The organism is Pseudomonas sp. PA-5-4B (assembly GCF_021606215.1).
Taxonomy (GTDB): Bacteria; Pseudomonadota; Gammaproteobacteria; order Pseudomonadales; family Pseudomonadaceae; genus Aquipseudomonas; species Aquipseudomonas edaphica.
This window is the reverse complement of sequence record NZ_WKDB01000025.1, coordinates 17,328-32,503: the sequence shown is the minus strand read 5'-3', so window position 1 is coordinate 32,503 and position 15,176 is coordinate 17,328. Positions and strand designations below refer to the sequence as shown.

The 15,176-nt window shown below is 61.5% G+C and carries 14 protein-coding genes; 6 read left to right on the top strand and 8 right to left on the bottom strand.

The genetic code is table 11. The features are described 5' to 3' along the window. Positions 1–28: 28 nt before the first annotated feature. On the bottom strand, positions 29–1,153 hold the full coding sequence (locus tag GIW28_RS14415) for a phytanoyl-CoA dioxygenase family protein (protein WP_099549638.1): 1,125 nt from the start codon (positions 1,151–1,153) through the stop codon (positions 29–31). Beyond that, the gene (locus GIW28_RS14410) at positions 1,153–1,998 is read right to left on the bottom strand and encodes an SDR family oxidoreductase (protein WP_017138961.1); all 846 of its coding nucleotides are present in this window, start codon (positions 1,996–1,998) and stop codon (positions 1,153–1,155) included. The genes GIW28_RS14415 and GIW28_RS14410 overlap by 1 nt, the downstream gene beginning before the upstream one ends. Before the next feature lie 123 nt (positions 1,999–2,121). Between GIW28_RS14410 and GIW28_RS14405 the strand changes: the two genes are divergently transcribed. Continuing rightward, positions 2,122–3,147: a LacI family DNA-binding transcriptional regulator gene (locus GIW28_RS14405; protein WP_099549639.1), complete on the top strand. Its 1,026-nt coding sequence runs from the start codon at positions 2,122–2,124 to the stop codon at positions 3,145–3,147. Positions 3,148–3,180: 33 nt separating this feature from the next. Continuing rightward, complete coding sequence (gene iolG, locus GIW28_RS14400; RefSeq protein WP_099549640.1) at positions 3,181–4,185, top strand: inositol 2-dehydrogenase; 1,005 nt, start codon at positions 3,181–3,183, stop codon at positions 4,183–4,185. Here iolG and GIW28_RS14395 read toward each other — a convergent pair. Together GIW28_RS14395 and GIW28_RS14390 are read right to left on the bottom strand one after the other, a co-directional pair. Next, on the bottom strand, positions 4,182–5,342 hold the full coding sequence (locus GIW28_RS14395; RefSeq protein WP_017138959.1) for a GGDEF domain-containing protein: 1,161 nt from the start codon (positions 5,340–5,342) through the stop codon (positions 4,182–4,184). The genes iolG and GIW28_RS14395 overlap by 4 nt on opposite strands. Positions 5,343–5,452: 110 nt before the next feature. Next, a complete protein-coding gene (locus tag GIW28_RS14390) occupies positions 5,453–6,664 on the bottom strand; it encodes an MFS transporter (RefSeq protein WP_017138958.1) in 1,212 nt (403 codons plus the stop codon). Between the two features lie 97 nt (positions 6,665–6,761). Here GIW28_RS14390 and GIW28_RS14385 point away from each other — a divergent pair, with 97 nt between their 5' ends. After that, a complete protein-coding gene (locus tag GIW28_RS14385; RefSeq protein WP_236447395.1) occupies positions 6,762–7,583 on the top strand; it encodes an AraC family transcriptional regulator in 822 nt (273 codons plus the stop codon). On the opposite strand, the gene GIW28_RS14380 is transcribed toward GIW28_RS14385, so the two are convergent. Further along, positions 7,576–8,763 carry an MFS transporter gene (locus GIW28_RS14380; protein ID WP_236459027.1) on the bottom strand — a complete coding sequence of 396 codons (1,188 nt, stop codon included), beginning with the start codon at positions 8,761–8,763 and terminating at the stop codon, positions 7,576–7,578. The two genes, GIW28_RS14385 and GIW28_RS14380, sit on opposite strands and share 8 nt — an antisense overlap. Further along, positions 8,763–9,785 carry an alpha/beta hydrolase gene (locus tag GIW28_RS14375; RefSeq protein WP_236448003.1) on the bottom strand — a complete coding sequence of 341 codons (1,023 nt, stop codon included), beginning with the start codon at positions 9,783–9,785 and terminating at the stop codon, positions 8,763–8,765. The genes GIW28_RS14380 and GIW28_RS14375 overlap by 1 nt, the downstream gene beginning before the upstream one ends. A 166-nt stretch (positions 9,786–9,951) precedes the next feature. On the opposite strand from GIW28_RS14375, the gene GIW28_RS14370 reads away from it, so the two are divergent. Further along, a complete protein-coding gene (locus tag GIW28_RS14370) occupies positions 9,952–10,869 on the top strand; it encodes an AraC family transcriptional regulator (RefSeq protein ID WP_177033226.1) in 918 nt (305 codons plus the stop codon). On the opposite strand, the gene GIW28_RS14365 is transcribed toward GIW28_RS14370, so the two are convergent. Together GIW28_RS14365 and proP are read right to left on the bottom strand one after the other, a co-directional pair. Further along, positions 10,844–11,350, bottom strand: coding sequence for a GAF domain-containing protein (locus GIW28_RS14365; RefSeq protein ID WP_177033224.1), 507 nt, complete (start codon positions 11,348–11,350; stop codon positions 10,844–10,846). The two genes, GIW28_RS14370 and GIW28_RS14365, sit on opposite strands and share 26 nt — an antisense overlap. A gap of 52 nt (positions 11,351–11,402) precedes the next feature. Then, positions 11,403–12,905: a glycine betaine/L-proline transporter ProP gene (proP, locus tag GIW28_RS14360; RefSeq protein WP_017138953.1), complete on the bottom strand. Its 1,503-nt coding sequence runs from the start codon at positions 12,903–12,905 to the stop codon at positions 11,403–11,405. Positions 12,906–13,058: 153 nt separating this feature from the next. Here proP and GIW28_RS14355 point away from each other — a divergent pair, with 153 nt between their 5' ends. Together GIW28_RS14355 and GIW28_RS14350 are read left to right on the top strand one after the other, a co-directional pair. Next, positions 13,059–13,589, top strand: coding sequence for a GNAT family N-acetyltransferase (locus GIW28_RS14355; RefSeq protein ID WP_236448004.1), 531 nt, complete (start codon positions 13,059–13,061; stop codon positions 13,587–13,589). 143 nt (positions 13,590–13,732) lie between these two features. Beyond that, positions 13,733–15,136 carry an MFS transporter gene (locus GIW28_RS14350; protein WP_236448005.1) on the top strand — a complete coding sequence of 468 codons (1,404 nt, stop codon included), beginning with the start codon at positions 13,733–13,735 and terminating at the stop codon, positions 15,134–15,136. Positions 15,137–15,176: the final 40 nt, after the last annotated feature.

Below are 15,176 nucleotides of genomic sequence, written 5' to 3'. Positions count from 1 at the left end.
CTTTTTGTTGTTGTAAAAGCAGTGGGATTCACGCCTGGCGCTTGGCCCGCAGTTGCGCCACGGCAGCGGCGAAGTCTGAATAGGGCCAGCGTTCGTCAAGGGCTTGTTGCATTAATTGCTGCCCGGTTTGCGGGGCGAGCCCGTGCAAGGGCGGGTCGGTGTCGAGGTTGGTGGGGAAGGCATAACCGTCGGCCGTACAGGCGATCACCGCTTCGGCATTCAACGCAGGGTTGGCCAGCAACACCGGGTACACCGCGAGCATCATGCGGTCGCGGTCGAGGGCTTCCATGGGCTTGCCGAACGCCGACGAGATTTGCAGCAGGTTGGCCATACGCCGGTGGTGGGTCGTGCGGTTGGTACCCGCCGCGTGGAACAGCGCCGGGTTGAAGAACAGCAGGTCGCCCTTGTTCAGCGGCAATTGCACGGCGTGCTGCTGGAAGTAGTCGATAAACTCTGCGCAGCGCCAGGCCAGGTAACCCAGCGGGTATTGCTGGGAGAAGGGCAGCAGTTGGGTCGGCCCGCTTTCCAGCGGCATATCCGAATGGGCCACCGCGCCTTGCAGCGTCAGGTATTGCGACAACAGATGCAGCGGCAGCGGAAAGCGTTCAACCACCTCAGTGGTCTGAAAGCCCAGGTGATAGTCACGGTGCGGCTGTTGCGCCTGCCCGCCAGGGTGGACCACGTTCACTTGCGCGGTCATCTGAAAGCTCGGCCCCAGCCACGCTTCGGCGATCAAACCGAGCAGCGGGTTGGCGTAGTACTCGGCAAACGATTCCGGCGACTGCAGCGCGGCTTTCTGCAGCGAATTCCAGATGCGCCCGTTGCTGCCGGCCTGGGCAAAATGGTCGGCGGCCACGCCTTGCGCAGCCTCATGGGCAAAGATCGCCTCGAATACCTGGCTATGGCGATCGACCACCGCCAGGTCTTCATAGGCCTGGCGCACCACCATCACCCCAGGCCCGTCGCGGAACAGGTGATGCAGCTCATCCATGACGCGCAAGCGCTCGCTGTTGCGTAAAGTGCCGGCCTGATAGATCGGCACATTGCTCACCACCTCGGCACACAGCGGGTAGTCCTCGGCGTTGGTCCGTTGGGCGCAAATACGGCTGAAATCCGCCAGGCGCACCGCCGCGCCGGTCACGAACGCCGACATCACACACCTCCCGGCAGGCTCAGTGCCTGGTGCGGTTGCGGGCTGCCGCTGTCGGTGCAGCCGACCACGCCTTGCTCCAGGTCGATCACCGAGCCGGTCATCATCCCGGCTTCACGCGAGAGCAAAAACGCCACGCTTTGCGCCACTTCTTCGGGCTTGAGCAGCCGCCCGAACGGCTGCGCGCGCTCGGCCTCGGCCAGCCAGCCGTCCTGCGCGCCGTGGTATTGGCGCTGGATCTGATCCTCGTGAGGCGTGTCCATCCAGCCGATATTCAGGCCATTCACGCGGATGCGATTACGCAATGCGCTGAACGCCACGTTCTTGGTCAAAATCGCCAGCGCGCCCTTGGACGCCGCATAGGCGCTCAAAAACGATTGCCCGCCATGCCCGGTGATGCTCTGGATATTCACCACCGCGCCTTCCACGCCGGTGCTGATCATCAGCTTGAGTGCTTCCTGCATCAGAAAAAACGGCGCCCGCACGTTCACCGCAAACAGCCGGTCAAACAGCTCGGGCGAGGTGTCGAGAATAGTGCCGCGATCCGACATGCCGGCGCAGTTCACCAGCCCGTGCAAGGTGCCGAAGTGGGTGCGTGCTGCGTCGATGATCGCACGGCAATCCTCGACGTTTTCCAGGTCGGCCTCGACAAAAAATGCCTGGCAATCGAGCTGTGCCAGTTGCCGGACCTGCTCTTCGCCCTCGGCGCGGCGGCGCCCGCAGACGATCAGCCCGGCAGCGCCACGCTGCGCCAGGGTATGTGCCACGGCAGCGCCCAGCCCCTGAGTGCTGCCGGTGACAACAAAATATTGGCCGTTGAATGCGCTGGCGAGATCGGTGTGAGGCATGCGGTTCTCCTGAAATTGTTGTTGTTTTATCGACCCGGCTCGACGCCGGGCAAAACTGAGACTAGCATTGCAAAACCTCAGTAACGCCCAAAAAAGACCTCAAAAACACCTCAGGCGAACCGCATGCTCGAACGCGCAAAACACTTCTCCATCAAGCAGCTCGCGACCCAGGCCGGCGTGAGCAAAGCCACGGTCGACCGCGTGTTGCACCAGCGCGGCAGCGTGCATGCGCAGACCACCCGGCGCATCGAGCAGGCGCTGGATGAGTTGGAGGCCCAGGAAAAAAACGGTCTGGCGGTGGGGCGCACGTTTCACGTCGATGTGATCATGCACACACCCCAGCGCTTCAGCGCGGCGGTGCAGGCGGCGATCACCGCGCAATTGGGCAGCTTGGCGCCGTTTCGCATCGCGCCGCGTTTTCACCTGTTTGAAGAAATCGAACCCCAGGCCATGCATGACCAATTACTGCGCTGCCTCGACACCGGCAGCCAGGGCGTGGTGCTTAAAGCGGCGGATGAGCCGGCGGTGAATCAGGCCGTCAAGCAGCTGATCGCGGCCGGCATTCCCGTGGTAACCCTGGTCACCGACCTGCCGCAAAGCGAGCGCATCGGTTATGTAGGCATGGACAACCGCACCGCCGGCCAAACCGCGGCCTACCTGATGTCGCGCTGGCTGCCGGCGCAACCCCAGGACGTAGCGGTGGTGATCGGCAGCGAACTGTTCCGTGGCGAAGAAGAGCGCGAGATGGGCTTTCGCGCCTGGCTGCGTGGGCGTGCCCCGCACCTGCGGGTGCTGGATATCAGCGGCGGCTATGGCGTGTACGACCGCACGTTTGAGCGCGTCACCCAGGCCCTCAAGCAACACCCCGAACTCAAGGCGGTGTACAGCGTCGGCGGCGGTAACCGCGCGATTGTCGATGCCTTCACCGCGCTCGAGCGCCCGCTGGAAGTGTTTATCGGCCATGACCTGGACGAAGAAAATCGCCAGCTGCTGCTGGAAGAAAAAGTCGCCGCGATCATCGACCACAACCTGCAGATCGATGCCCGCAGCGTGTTTTTGCACATCCTGCAACACCACCGGCTATGGAAAACCGGGCCGATTGCGCCGTCACAGGTGCAGATCGTGACACCGTTCAACCTGCCGGACTGAAGCTCCCTCAATAACAACGCCAGGAGTTCGACCATGCTACGTATTGCCGTTTTAGGTGCCGGGCGCATCGCCAGGATCCACGCCGCCAACGTCGCCGCTCACCCCAACGCCACGCTGGTGCTGGTGGCCGACCCCTGGCGCGAAGGTGTCGATGCGCTCAGCACACAATTGGGCTGCGAAGCGGCCTATGACTGCGCCGCCGTGCTTGCCCGCCAAGACATTGATGCCGTGGTGATCGGCACGCCCACCGACACCCATATCGACTTGCTGCTGGCAGCGGTGGCCGCAGGCAAGGCGGTACTGTGCGAAAAGCCCATCGACCTGGATATCGCCAAGGCTCGCAGCGCCGCCCAGGCCGTCGAACGCCTGGGCGGCAAGGTGATGCTCGGTTTCAACCGACGTTTTGACCCCGACATGCTGCGTCTGCGCCAGGCGCTGGACGCCGGCCAGATCGGCGCGGTGCGCCAGGTGATCATCACCAGTCGCGACCCCGGCCTGGCGCCGCGTGACTACCTGGAACACTCCGGTGGCATCCTGCGCGACATGACCATCCATGACTTCGACACCGCCCGCCACCTGCTCGGCGAGGAGCCGGTGCAAGTCAGTGCCTTCGCCAGCCGCTTGGTGGACCCGAGCCTGGCCGACATCGACGACTACGACAGTGTGATGGTGCTGCTGCGCACGGCCTCCGGCAAGCAATGCCACATCAACTGCTGTCGCCAGGCGGTGTACGGCTATGACCAGCGCGTGGAAGTGTCCGGCGCCACGGGCGTGCTGCTCACCGACAACCACCGCCCCAGCACGTTGCGCCATTGGAGTGCCGACCACACCGAAGCGCTGGAGCCGTTGCAGCACTTTTTCCTCGAGCGTTACGCGGATGCTTATCGCAATGAGCTAACACAGTTTATTGACGCGCTGAACGCTGGCCGAGAGCTACCGACCAGCGTGCGTGATGGCCTGTATGCCTTGCACCTGGCCGATAGTGCATTGGAGTCGGTGAAGACCGGGCGCAGCGTAGCGGTGCATTACGACCTTTAGCCGAACGTGCCGGTCTGGTCCACCAGACGAATGCTGTCGCGCCCGCCACGCTTGGTTTCGTAGAGCGTGGTGTCGCCTTGTTCGATCAGCGCGGCCAGGCTTGCCGGTGGTTGGTCGAACAGGTTGGCGCCGATGCTCAAGGTCACCGGCGCCGGCGTGGTAAAGGTTTCAGCGGCGACTTGCTGGAACTGTTCACGCAAGCGGCTGCCCAGCTCGACAATCTGCTGGGTCGAGGTGTTGTTCAGTAGAATCAAAAACTCGTCCCCACCCAGGCGCGCAGCTAACGCACTCTGGGGTACGACGCTGCGGATCATCTCGCTGAGGGCGATGAGCAAACGGTCGCCGGCGGTATGGCCGTAGAGGTCGTTGACCCCTTTGAAGTTGTCGATATCGATCAACAGCACGGCGCCTGGCTGGGCCGACGAGACTTGCGCCAACAGGCGGGGCGCTTGCAGGTCAAGGGCGCGGCGGTTGAAGAGCGCAGTGAGTGGGTCGCGGGCCGCCAGCCGCGCGATGTGCTGCTCGCGGCGGTAGCGTTCGGAGCCGGTCATCGACAGCGCGATCAACATGATCGCCATCGCACCTTCCACCAGGGACACCTGGATGATTTCGCCCTTGAAGGCTGCCAGGTCAATCAGTGTGCCGGGGATCATCACTGACAACGCTTTGGCTACATAAAACGCGCCATGGATCAGCAGCACATAGCGCAACTGCACCGCGCCGATGCTGAGTGATTTGCCGTGCGGGCGCAGCAAAAAGCTGGCGCGCAGAGTCGGCGCTGCCACCAGCAGCGACTGCACCGCCAGCATGGCTTTGGACCATGGGAGCTCGGCTGGAAGCATCAGCATTCCCAGCCACACCAGCAGCATCAACAGCCATAGCGGTGAAAGGCGCGCCTGGGTAAAACGCGCCACGCCGAGCAGGAACAGAAAGTGCGCAGTCACCAGCAAGCCGTTGGCGAACCAGATGCCGATCATTAACAGGCCACTGCCGCGCAGCAACGCCAGGGTGGAGCCGACGCTGATGGTCGCAAAACCTGCGGCCCAGAACAGCAGGGAAGCCTCGCGTACGCTGCGCCATTCAATGGCCAGATACAACGCGGCAGCGGCGGCCAGCGCGATGGTCAGAATCAGAATCGTAGGAGGGTCGAGCGTCATGTCGTGCCGGGCTGCCTGGGTGTGCGCTTGAAAATCGGGATTGTAAGCGCACACGCAGGTTTTTCAGAGCATTCCGGCTAATAGCACACGGCCAGCCGATAATCGGCGGGTCAGACGCCTTTGGTCGAAGGCAGCAATATCGTGAGGATGCCCGCCAGCGGCAGGAACGAGCAGATCTTATACACGTACTCAATGCCGTGGTTGTCAGCGAGCAAGCCCAGCAGCGCAGCACCAATGCCGCTGAAGCCGAACATCAGGCCGAAGAAGATACCGGCGATCATGCCCACATTGCCCGGCACCAGTTCCTGGGCGAAGACCACGATGGCCGAGAAGGCCGAGGCGATGATAAAGCCGATCACCACGCTGAGTACGGCGGTCCAGAACAGGTCGACGTAGGGCAGGGCCAGGGTGAAGGGCGCCGCGCCGAGGATCGAGAACCAGATGACTTTCTTGCGCCCGATCTTGTCGCCAATCGGGCCACCGGCGAAGGTGCCCACCGCCACCGCGCCAAGGAACAGGAACAGGTACATCTGCGAACTGGCCACCGACAGCTGGAACTTCTCGATCAGGTAGAACGTGAAGTAGCTGGTCAGGCTGGTCATGTAGAAGTATTTGGAGAACACCAGCAGCGCCAGCACCACCAGGGCAAAGGTCACGCGGCCTTTGGACAGGCCGTGAGTGGCCTTGCCACCTTGCTTGAGCTTGAACAGGTTGAGGTGGTTGCGGTACCAGCGGCTCAGGCCATAGAGCACCAGAATCGCAAACACGGCGAACAGCCCGAACCAGGCGATATGGCTCTGGCCGTAAGGAATGATGATCGCCGCCGCCAGCAACGGGCCGAAGGCGCTGCCGGTGTTGCCGCCGACCTGGAAGGTCGATTGCGCCAGGCCATAACGCCCACCGGAGGCCAGGCGTGCGACGCGCGAGGTTTCCGGGTGGAAGGTCGACGAGCCGACGCCCACCAGGGCCGCCGCCAGCAAAATGGCCGGGAAGGTGCCGACAAACGCCAGCATCAGAATGCCGATCAAGGTGCACACCATGCCGGCCGGCAACAGCCAGGGCTTGGGGTGGCGGTCGGTGTGGTAGCCGATCCAGGGTTGCAGCAGCGAGGCGGTCAATTGGAAGGTCAGGGTGATCAGGCCCACTTGGGTGAAACTCAGCCCGTAGTTGGCCTTGAGCATCGGGTAGATCGAGGGCAGCACGGCCTGGATCAGGTCATTGATCAGGTGGGCCAAGGCGCAGGCGCCGAGGACGCGCATAACCAAGGGGCTCACTTGGGGTGTAGTGGTTGCAGCGGCGGGTGACGCGGTAACGGTCGTCATGCAGGCATTCCATACAGGGCAGCAAACTGAGGTGGCGAGTACTTGAGCCCGGCACCCATTTCTAATTGTTTCGGCGGTTATGCTAAATTCGGTGCCAATGCCTGTCTCACGAAATTCGGGAGGCAACTGTCGCAAAAAGGGCGAAATGATCAAACCACTGAATGAATTTTTGCAGGAAATCGACGCAGGCGACTGGGCTGTCATCAGTTCCGCTACCGATTACCCCGAAAACTGGGTGATCCCCGAGCATAGCCACGAAAAGCACCAGTTACTCTACGCCATCGAGGGCGTGATGGTGGTGCACTCGGCGCACAACCAATGGACGGTGCCGTCCAATCGTGGCTTCTGGATGCCTTGCGGGCAAGTCCACTCGCTGCGCTGTGTCTGCCCGTTGAAAATGCGCAGTGTGTTTGTGCGCCCCGATGCGTTCCCGAACCTGCCGACCGAGACCAAGGCGGTGAGCGTTTCACCGTTGCTCAGTGAGCTGATCAAGGCGTCGGTGAGTTTGAAACCGCCGTATGCCGAGGACTCACGCGATGCGCGGATCATGCACCTGATCCTCGATGAGCTGGCGATTCTGCCGGCCTTGCCGCTGTCGTTGCCGCAGCCCGGCGACCCGCGTGTCAACCGGATTTGCCTGGCGCTGCAGCAGGATCCCGGGGATGCGTCGACGGTGGAGGATTGGAGTGGGCGCCTTGAACTGGACCAGAAGACCATCCAGCGTCTGTTTCGCAAGGAAACCGGGTTGACCTTTGGCCAATGGCGCCAGCAGGCACGCTTGCTGCTGGCGCTGGAGCGGATTGCGGTGGGGCAGAAGATTATCGATGTTGCCATCGAACTGGGCTACGAGAGCCCGAGCGCCTTTACCAGCATGTTCAAGAAACAGTTTGGCAAGACGCCGAGTCAGTTTTTCAGGTAGGGCGGCTGGCCATCAACCCCGGCGCTGAGTGCCGCGCGGCCAGGCCTGCCAGCAGCGCGGCAACCCCCAGCGTGGCTGCGCTCAGTTCAAAGGTGGCCTGATAACCGCTGTGGTCGAACGCCACGCCACCGACAGTGGCACCGGCAGTAATCGCCAATTGAATGATTGCCACCATTAATCCACCGCCGGCCTCGGCATCGTCCGGCAACACGTGCGCCAACCAGGTCCACCAACCCACCGGCGCGGCGGTTGCCACGAAACCCCAGCAACCGAGTAACACGGCTGTGGTGATCGGCGAGCCGCCGAAGGCCACCAGAGCCACGGCGATCACCGCCATGATCAATGGAATGGCAATCAGCACAGGATACAGGCGGTTTTTCAGCATGCGCTCTATCAGCACAGTGCCCGCCAGCCCGGCCAGGCCGAGCACCAACAGCAGCAACGAGAGTGTGGAGGTACTGACCCGCGTGGCGCTTTCCAGAAACGGACGCAGGTAAGTGAACAGCATGAACTGGCCCATGAAAAAGCCGCTGATGGCGAGCATGCCCAGGGCCACAGGCGTCTGTTTGAACAAGCGCAGCACATTGCCAGTCTTGGCCTGGCCTTGCACCTTGATCGCGGGCAAGCTGAACAGCAGCCATAGGCCAGCCGCTACCGCCACCGGTACGACGCAGAAAAATGCGCCACGCCAACCGATCAGTGCGCCGAGAAAACTGCCCAAGGGCGCTGCGATCACCGTCGCCAGTGCGTTGCCGCCATTCACGATCGCCAACGCGCGCGGTACTTGGGCCGTGGGCACCAGGCGCATGGCAGTCGCCGCCGACAGCGACCAGAAGCCGCCGATGGCCACGCCGATCAGCGCGCGACCGAGCATGAACGTCAGGTAGTTCGGCGCCAGCGCCACCACGGTTCCAGACAGGATCATCAGGACGGTCAACGCCAACAGCAGACGCTTGCGCTCAACCCGCGCAGCGACGGCAGCGATGACCAGGCTGGTGAGCAAGGCGAACAGACCGGACACCGAGATGCCTTGGCCGGCCTGGCCTTCGGAAATCTGCAGGTCGGCGGCCAACGGCGTCAGCAGGCTTACCGGCATGAACTCAGAGGCCACCAGTGCGAACGCCGCCAGCGACATCGCAAACACCGCAGCCCAGCTATGCATGTGTGGTTTATCGGACATTATTTCAACTGGCCTTTGAAGAAGGTGGCGAGTCTGTCGAAAGGGATCAGATCGACCCGGTCGTAAAGATCGACATGGCCTGCGCCCGGGATGATCACCAGCTCCTTGGGCTCGGCCGCCCGTTGGTAGGCGTCTTCACTGAATTCACGTGAGTGCGCGTCGGCGCCGGCGATCAATAACAGCGGGCGAGGGGATAGCGTCTCGATATCGTTGAAGGGGTAGAAGTTCAGGAACTTCACGTTACTGGTCAGGGTCGGCCGCGTGGTGGTTTGCAGCGAGCCGCCGACGGGTGTGAATTCGCCGCGCGCCGTACGGTAGAAATCGTAAAACTCATCACCCACCGCATCGCCGGTGAGGGTGGCTGGCGTGCCGCCGGTGTAGACGGTCTCGCCGCCCTGGAATTCCACATAACGCTGGTTGGCGGCCTGGCGCAGCAGCTGCTGACGTTGCGCCAGCGTCACGCTATGTTTGAGGCCATTGCGGTTGGCCGCACCCATGTCGTACATGCTCACGGTAGCGATTGCCTTAAAGCGTGGGTCAATCTTCGCGGCGGCAATGGCGAAGCTGCCACTGCCGCAAATACCGATCACACCGATGCGCTCGCGATCAACTTGCGGGCGGGTACCGAGGAAATCCACGGCAGCGCTGAAGTCCTCGACGTAGAGGTCGGGCAGCACCGCATTGCGTGGTGAGCCTGCGCTATCGCCCCAGAATGACAAGTCCAGAGACAAGGTGACGAAGCCTTGTTCGGCCATTTTGGTGGCGTAGAGGTCTGCGCTCTGCTCTTTGACGGCGCCCATCGGGTGCCCAACCACAAGGGCTGGGTTTTTTGCGCCGGGGGCGAGGTTTTTCGGCATGAACAAATGGCCCGCCACCGCCATGCCGTACTGGTTGTTGAAGGTGACGTTTTGCACCGTCACTTTGTCGCTTTTGTAGAAGTTGTCAGCACCGTTGGACATATCGGCTCCCAATGAAGAAAAAGACGTCAGCAGCACGCTCAGGGCGAGCAAAAGGCTTTTCATGGCGTGATCCCGGATAAGGTTGGTCCGCGCATTTTCCCGGCATGGACCGGCGTTCTGTAGTGCGTTCCAGTGGATTACTTGCCTGATCCTCTGAGTCTTGTGGGTTGTCGGTGACACTTGCTTGGTGTGCGCGGTACAGTTCGGTCACGCGTTAAAAGAGCCTTTTATGACGATTAATCCATTGCCCCTGGACGCCTTGATCCAGGCGATCAACGCGCAGGTCACGGCGCCCGGCGATTACCCCATGCCAGTCCCGGGCCTGGGCTTTTATCGGCGTGAGCAGCCGGCAGCGCCGGTGGTGTGCATGGTCGAGCCGTGCGTCGTGCTGGTCGCCCAGGGTGAAAAACAACTGTGGGTCGGCGGTGAAGGCTACCCCTATGACCCGACGCGGTTTCTGCTGACGTCTTTGGATATCCCGGCCAACTCCGAAGTGCTGGTTGCCAGCCCGGCCCGGCCCTGCCTGGGCCTGACCTACAAACTGGACCTGCGCATCCTCGCCGAGCTGATCGCCCAGAGTGAGTTGCCGCCCACTCGGGAGCGGGCAGTGATGAAAGGGGTGGGAATCGGCACGGTCACCGAAGGCATGCTGGCAGCGTTCGCACGCTTGGTCGCTTTGCTGGACGAACCCGAGGCGATCCCGGTACTCGCGCCGTTGATTCAGCGTGAAATCCATTACCGGCTGTTAAAGACTGACCAGGCCGGGTGCCTGCGCAGGATCTGCGCCGTTGACGGGCAGGGCTATCGGATCGCCAAGGCGATCGATTGGCTGAAGCTCAACTACACCGCACCGTTGCGGGTGGAGGAGTTGGCGGCGCGGGTGCAGATGAGCGCTGCCACCTTTCATCATCACTTTCGTCACCTGACCGCGATGAGCCCTTTGCAGTATCAGAAATGGCTGCGCTTGAATGAAGCGCGGCGCTTGATGCTCAACGAACATCAAGACGTGTCCAGTGCGGCGTTCAAGGTGGGTTATGAAAGCCCGTCACAGTTCAGTCGCGAGTACAGCCGGCTGTTCGGTGTGCCACCCAAGCGCGATATGGCCGCCTTGCGCGGCAAGCTCACTGATCAACCGCGTTCAAGTTAGCGAAGAAAATACAGCCGATCAGCCGCGCAAACAGGCTCAGGGTTTCCGGCAGGTTGGGGTCTTCAAACAGCATCGCCCGCGAATCCAGCGCGCACAATGCGCCGAACAGGCGCCCATCAGGCAGGAAGATCGGCGCACCGGCGTAGCTTTCGATGGCGAACTGCTTGACCACCGGGCGCGCGGCGAAGCGGCCGTTGTGGCTGATCTGCGGGATGAACAGGGTCTGCGGGTTGATGCAGAACTCACTGCACAGTGTGGTTTCGAGGTCGAGCACGTCGTCGACATGAATGCCCATGTCGGCCGTGTCGTGCACCGAGCAGACGACCCACTCAAGGTCAGTGAATTTGGCGATGCCGGCAAAGCGCATGCCGGTCAGGCGGGTAACCAGTTGCAGGATGCTGGTAGTGGCTTCTATTTCGGCGATGGCAGCGCGTTCGTCGGCGCTGAGTAGCGAGTGTGCTGCGGTGACGCTTGGAACCATGCTTAGGCACTCCAAAGGCATGGCGGCAGGGGCCGCCACGCCAGGTCAGTAGTCAGTTGATGCGTGGGTGCTGCTGCACCAGGTTCTGGCGCTTGGCTTCCAGTTCGGCAATCTGAGTGTCGATGTCTTCGATCTTCTGCTCGATATTGTCGTGGTGCTCTTGCAGTATTTCCTTGGCTTCTGCCATGTCCGAGGCCGCAGGCGCGGCGCCGCGCAGTGGCTTGTTGGCGGTTTCCTTCATGGTCAGGCCCGTGATCAAGCCGACCACGGCAAACACCATCAGGTAGTAGGCGGGCATGAACAGGTCGTTGGTGCTTTCCACCAGCCACGCCACGGCGGTGGGGGTGACACCGGCGATCAATACCGAGACGTTGAACGCACTGGCCAGCGCGCTGTAGCGCAGGTGCGTGGGGAACATCGCCGGCAGGGTCGAGGCCATCACACCGATAAAGAAGTTGAGGACCACCGCCAGGATCAGCAGGCCGGCGAAGATCAGGCCGATCTTGCCGCTGGTGATCAGCATGAACGCCGGAATGGACAGGAACAGCAGGCCCACGCTGCCGGCGATGATGAAGGGCTTGCGGCCGATCTTGTCACTGACAAAGCCGATAAATGGCTGCACGAACAGCATGCCGACCATGATCGCGATGATGATCAGTACGCCGCTGTTTTCTTTGTAATGCAGGTTGTGCGACAGGTAGCTGGGCATATACGTGAGCAGCATGTAGTACGTCACGTTGGTGGCCGCGACGATACCGATGCAGGTCAGCAGGCTGCGCCAATGCTGGGTCGCGACTTCCTTGAACGAGACTTTGGGGCCGTGGGTCAGGCCCTGGCGGTCGCCTTGTTCGAGCTTGTCCATGTGCTGCTGGAAGGCCGGGGTTTCTTCCAGCGCGTGACGCAGGTACAGGCCGATGATGCCCAGGGGCAGGGCGAGGAAGAACGGCAGGCGCCAGCCCCAGGCCTCGAAGTCAGCTTCACCGAGGATCGTCGAGATCAGTACCACGACGCCGGCACCGAGCACAAAACCGGCGATGGAGCCGAAGTCCAGCCAGCTGCCAAGGAACCCGCGTTTACGGTCCGGTGCATATTCGGCGACAAAGATCGAGGCGCCGGTGTATTCACCGCCCACCGAGAAGCCCTGGGCCATTTTGCACAACAGCAGCAGGATCGGCGCCCAGATGCCTATCGAGGCGTAGCCGGGGATCAGGCCGATGGCGAAGGTGCTCAGGGACATGATCACGATGGTGGCGGCCAATACTTTCTGCCGCCCGTATTTGTCACCCAGGGCACCGAAGAACAGGCCGCCCAGCGGGCGAATCAGGAAGGGCACGGAGAAGGTACCCAAGGCAGCGATCATTTGTACGCTGGGCGAGGCGTCGGGGAAGAACACCTTGCCGAGCACATAGGCGACGAACCCGTAGACACCAAAGTCGAACCACTCCATGGCGTTACCCAGTGCGGCGGCGGTGATCGCCTTGCGCACCTTGGTATCGTCGACGATGGTGATGTCTTTCAAACCGATGGGTTTGACGCTTTTCTTACGTAATTTCATGCGGGTCACTCTAAAACTGAACAGGGGAGGTGCCATCGTTGCGATGGCACCGCTCTGTCAGTTCAGATACAAGCCGACATGAAATAATTCACCTCTATTTGCGTTTTTTTGCTGATGCGTTGAACTTCATGGCATCAACAAGGAATTATGCGCATGCCTGACACCCTCTCACGGCTGATCTACCGCAAGCCCGAAGCCAACGATGTGCAGCGATTGTTCGCGATCTTCGGTGACCCGCAGACAAATATGTTCAACCCTGCAGGGCCGATGGCCAGCCTGGAGCACGCCCAGCGTGTGCTCAACCATTGGCTCGAACAGTGGGCCGCCCAGGGTTATGGCTGGTGGGCGATCGCCCGTAAGGAGCAGCCTGCACACCTCATCGGTTTTGGCGGCATAGCGCCGCTTAATTACCTGACCGAGCGGCGCATCAACCTGGGGTATCGCTTTGCCGTGGAGGCGTGGGGGCAGGGCTACGCCACCGAACTGGGTAGGGATGCGCTGGCACTGGCCTTCCAGACACTGAATCTGCCGGAGGTTTTCGGCCTGGTGCGACCCGATCACGCGGCTTCGATCCGTGTGTTGGAAAAGCTCGGCATGCAGCCCTACGGCCTGCTCGACGATGTACCGGGCAAGGCGCCTAGCCGGGTGTTTCGCGTTTGTCATCCTACAACCGCTTTGAACTGATTGTTTATACGCCCAAGTAATACCTGAAGAAACGGCAATCTTTCAGATTGACACCGCCAAGGCGCCCGGCTATAAAAGTCGAAGTTGTACGACGACATATGACGTTACATATGTCCTATCTAACAAAAATAAAAAGTGATGCCATGAATTTGAATGAGCCCATAAGCGCCCACCGCGTCGGCCAGGCCGTCGGCAACTATCGCTGGACCATCTGCGCGATGTTGTTCTTTGCCACCACCGTCAACTACCTCGACCGCCAGGTGCTGAGCCTCTTGGCGCCGCAGTTGTCGACCCAATTTGGCTGGAGCAACACCGACTACGCCAACATCGCGGCGGTGTTCCAGTTCGTGTATGCGATTGCCATGCTGTTTGCCGGGCGCTTTGTCGACAAGATCGGCACCAAGGCGGCCTATGTGGTGGCGATTGCCATCTGGTCCACCGGCGCGATCATGCATGCGTTCTCGGTGCCGATGGGCGCGGGGATTGCCTCGCTCAGCGCCGCCATCGGCCTTGCGGTGATCCCGGTGTCGATTGCCGGCTTTATGCTCTCCCGCGCCGTGCTGGCGATTGGCGAGGCGGGCAACTTCCCCATCGCGATCAAGGCTACTGCGGAATATTTCCCGAAAAAAGAACGCTCCCTGGCCACCGGCATCTTCAACTCCGGCGCCAACGTGGGTGCAATCCTCGCGCCGATCTGTGTGCCGCTGATCGCCGGCATGTGGGGCTGGGAAGCCGCGTTTATCGTGATCGGCATGCTCGGGTTTGTGTGGGTGGCGGTGTGGTCGATGCTCTATGAGAAACCGGAGCAGCAAAAGCGCTTGTCCGCCGAAGAACTCGCCTACATCCGCAGTGACCAGACCGTACAGCCTTTCGCGCCTGAGCCTGTGGGGGCGACGCCGAAAAAAGTCTCGTGGTTCAAGCTGCTGACCTACCGCCAGACCTGGGCGTTCGCCTTCGGCAAGTTCATGACCGACGGCGTGTGGTGGTTTTTCCTGTTCTGGCTGCCCACGTACCTGTCGGCGCAATACAACATGAAAGGCGCGGATATCGTGATGCCGTTGGCCGTGCTGTACAGCATGACCATGGTCGGCAGTATCGGCGGCGGCTGGTTCCCCAGCTACTTTATGGCGCGCGGTGATGCCCCGTATGACGGCCGCATGAAAGCCATGCTGGTGATCGCGCTGTTCCCTCTGGTGGTGCTGTTGGCGCAACCGTTCGGTTACCTGAGCTTCTGGGTGCCGGTGTTGTTGATCGGCGTGGGCGCCTCGGCGCACCAGGCGTGGTCGTGCAATATCTTCACCACCGTGTCGGATATGTTCCCGCAAAAAACCGTGGCGTCGGTGGTCGGCATCGGCGGTATGGCGGGCGGCCTGGGCGGTGTGGTGATGACCAAGATCGGTGGCTGGGTGTTCGACTACTACAAGTCCATCAACGACATTCACACCGGCTATATGATCATGTTTGCGATCTGTGCCCTGGCCTACCTCGTGGCGTGGAGCGTGATGAAAGCGCTGGTGCCGCGGCATAAGGAAATCACTGACCTGTAAACCCGTCCCCTGTGGCGAGGGCGCTTGCTCCCGTTGGACT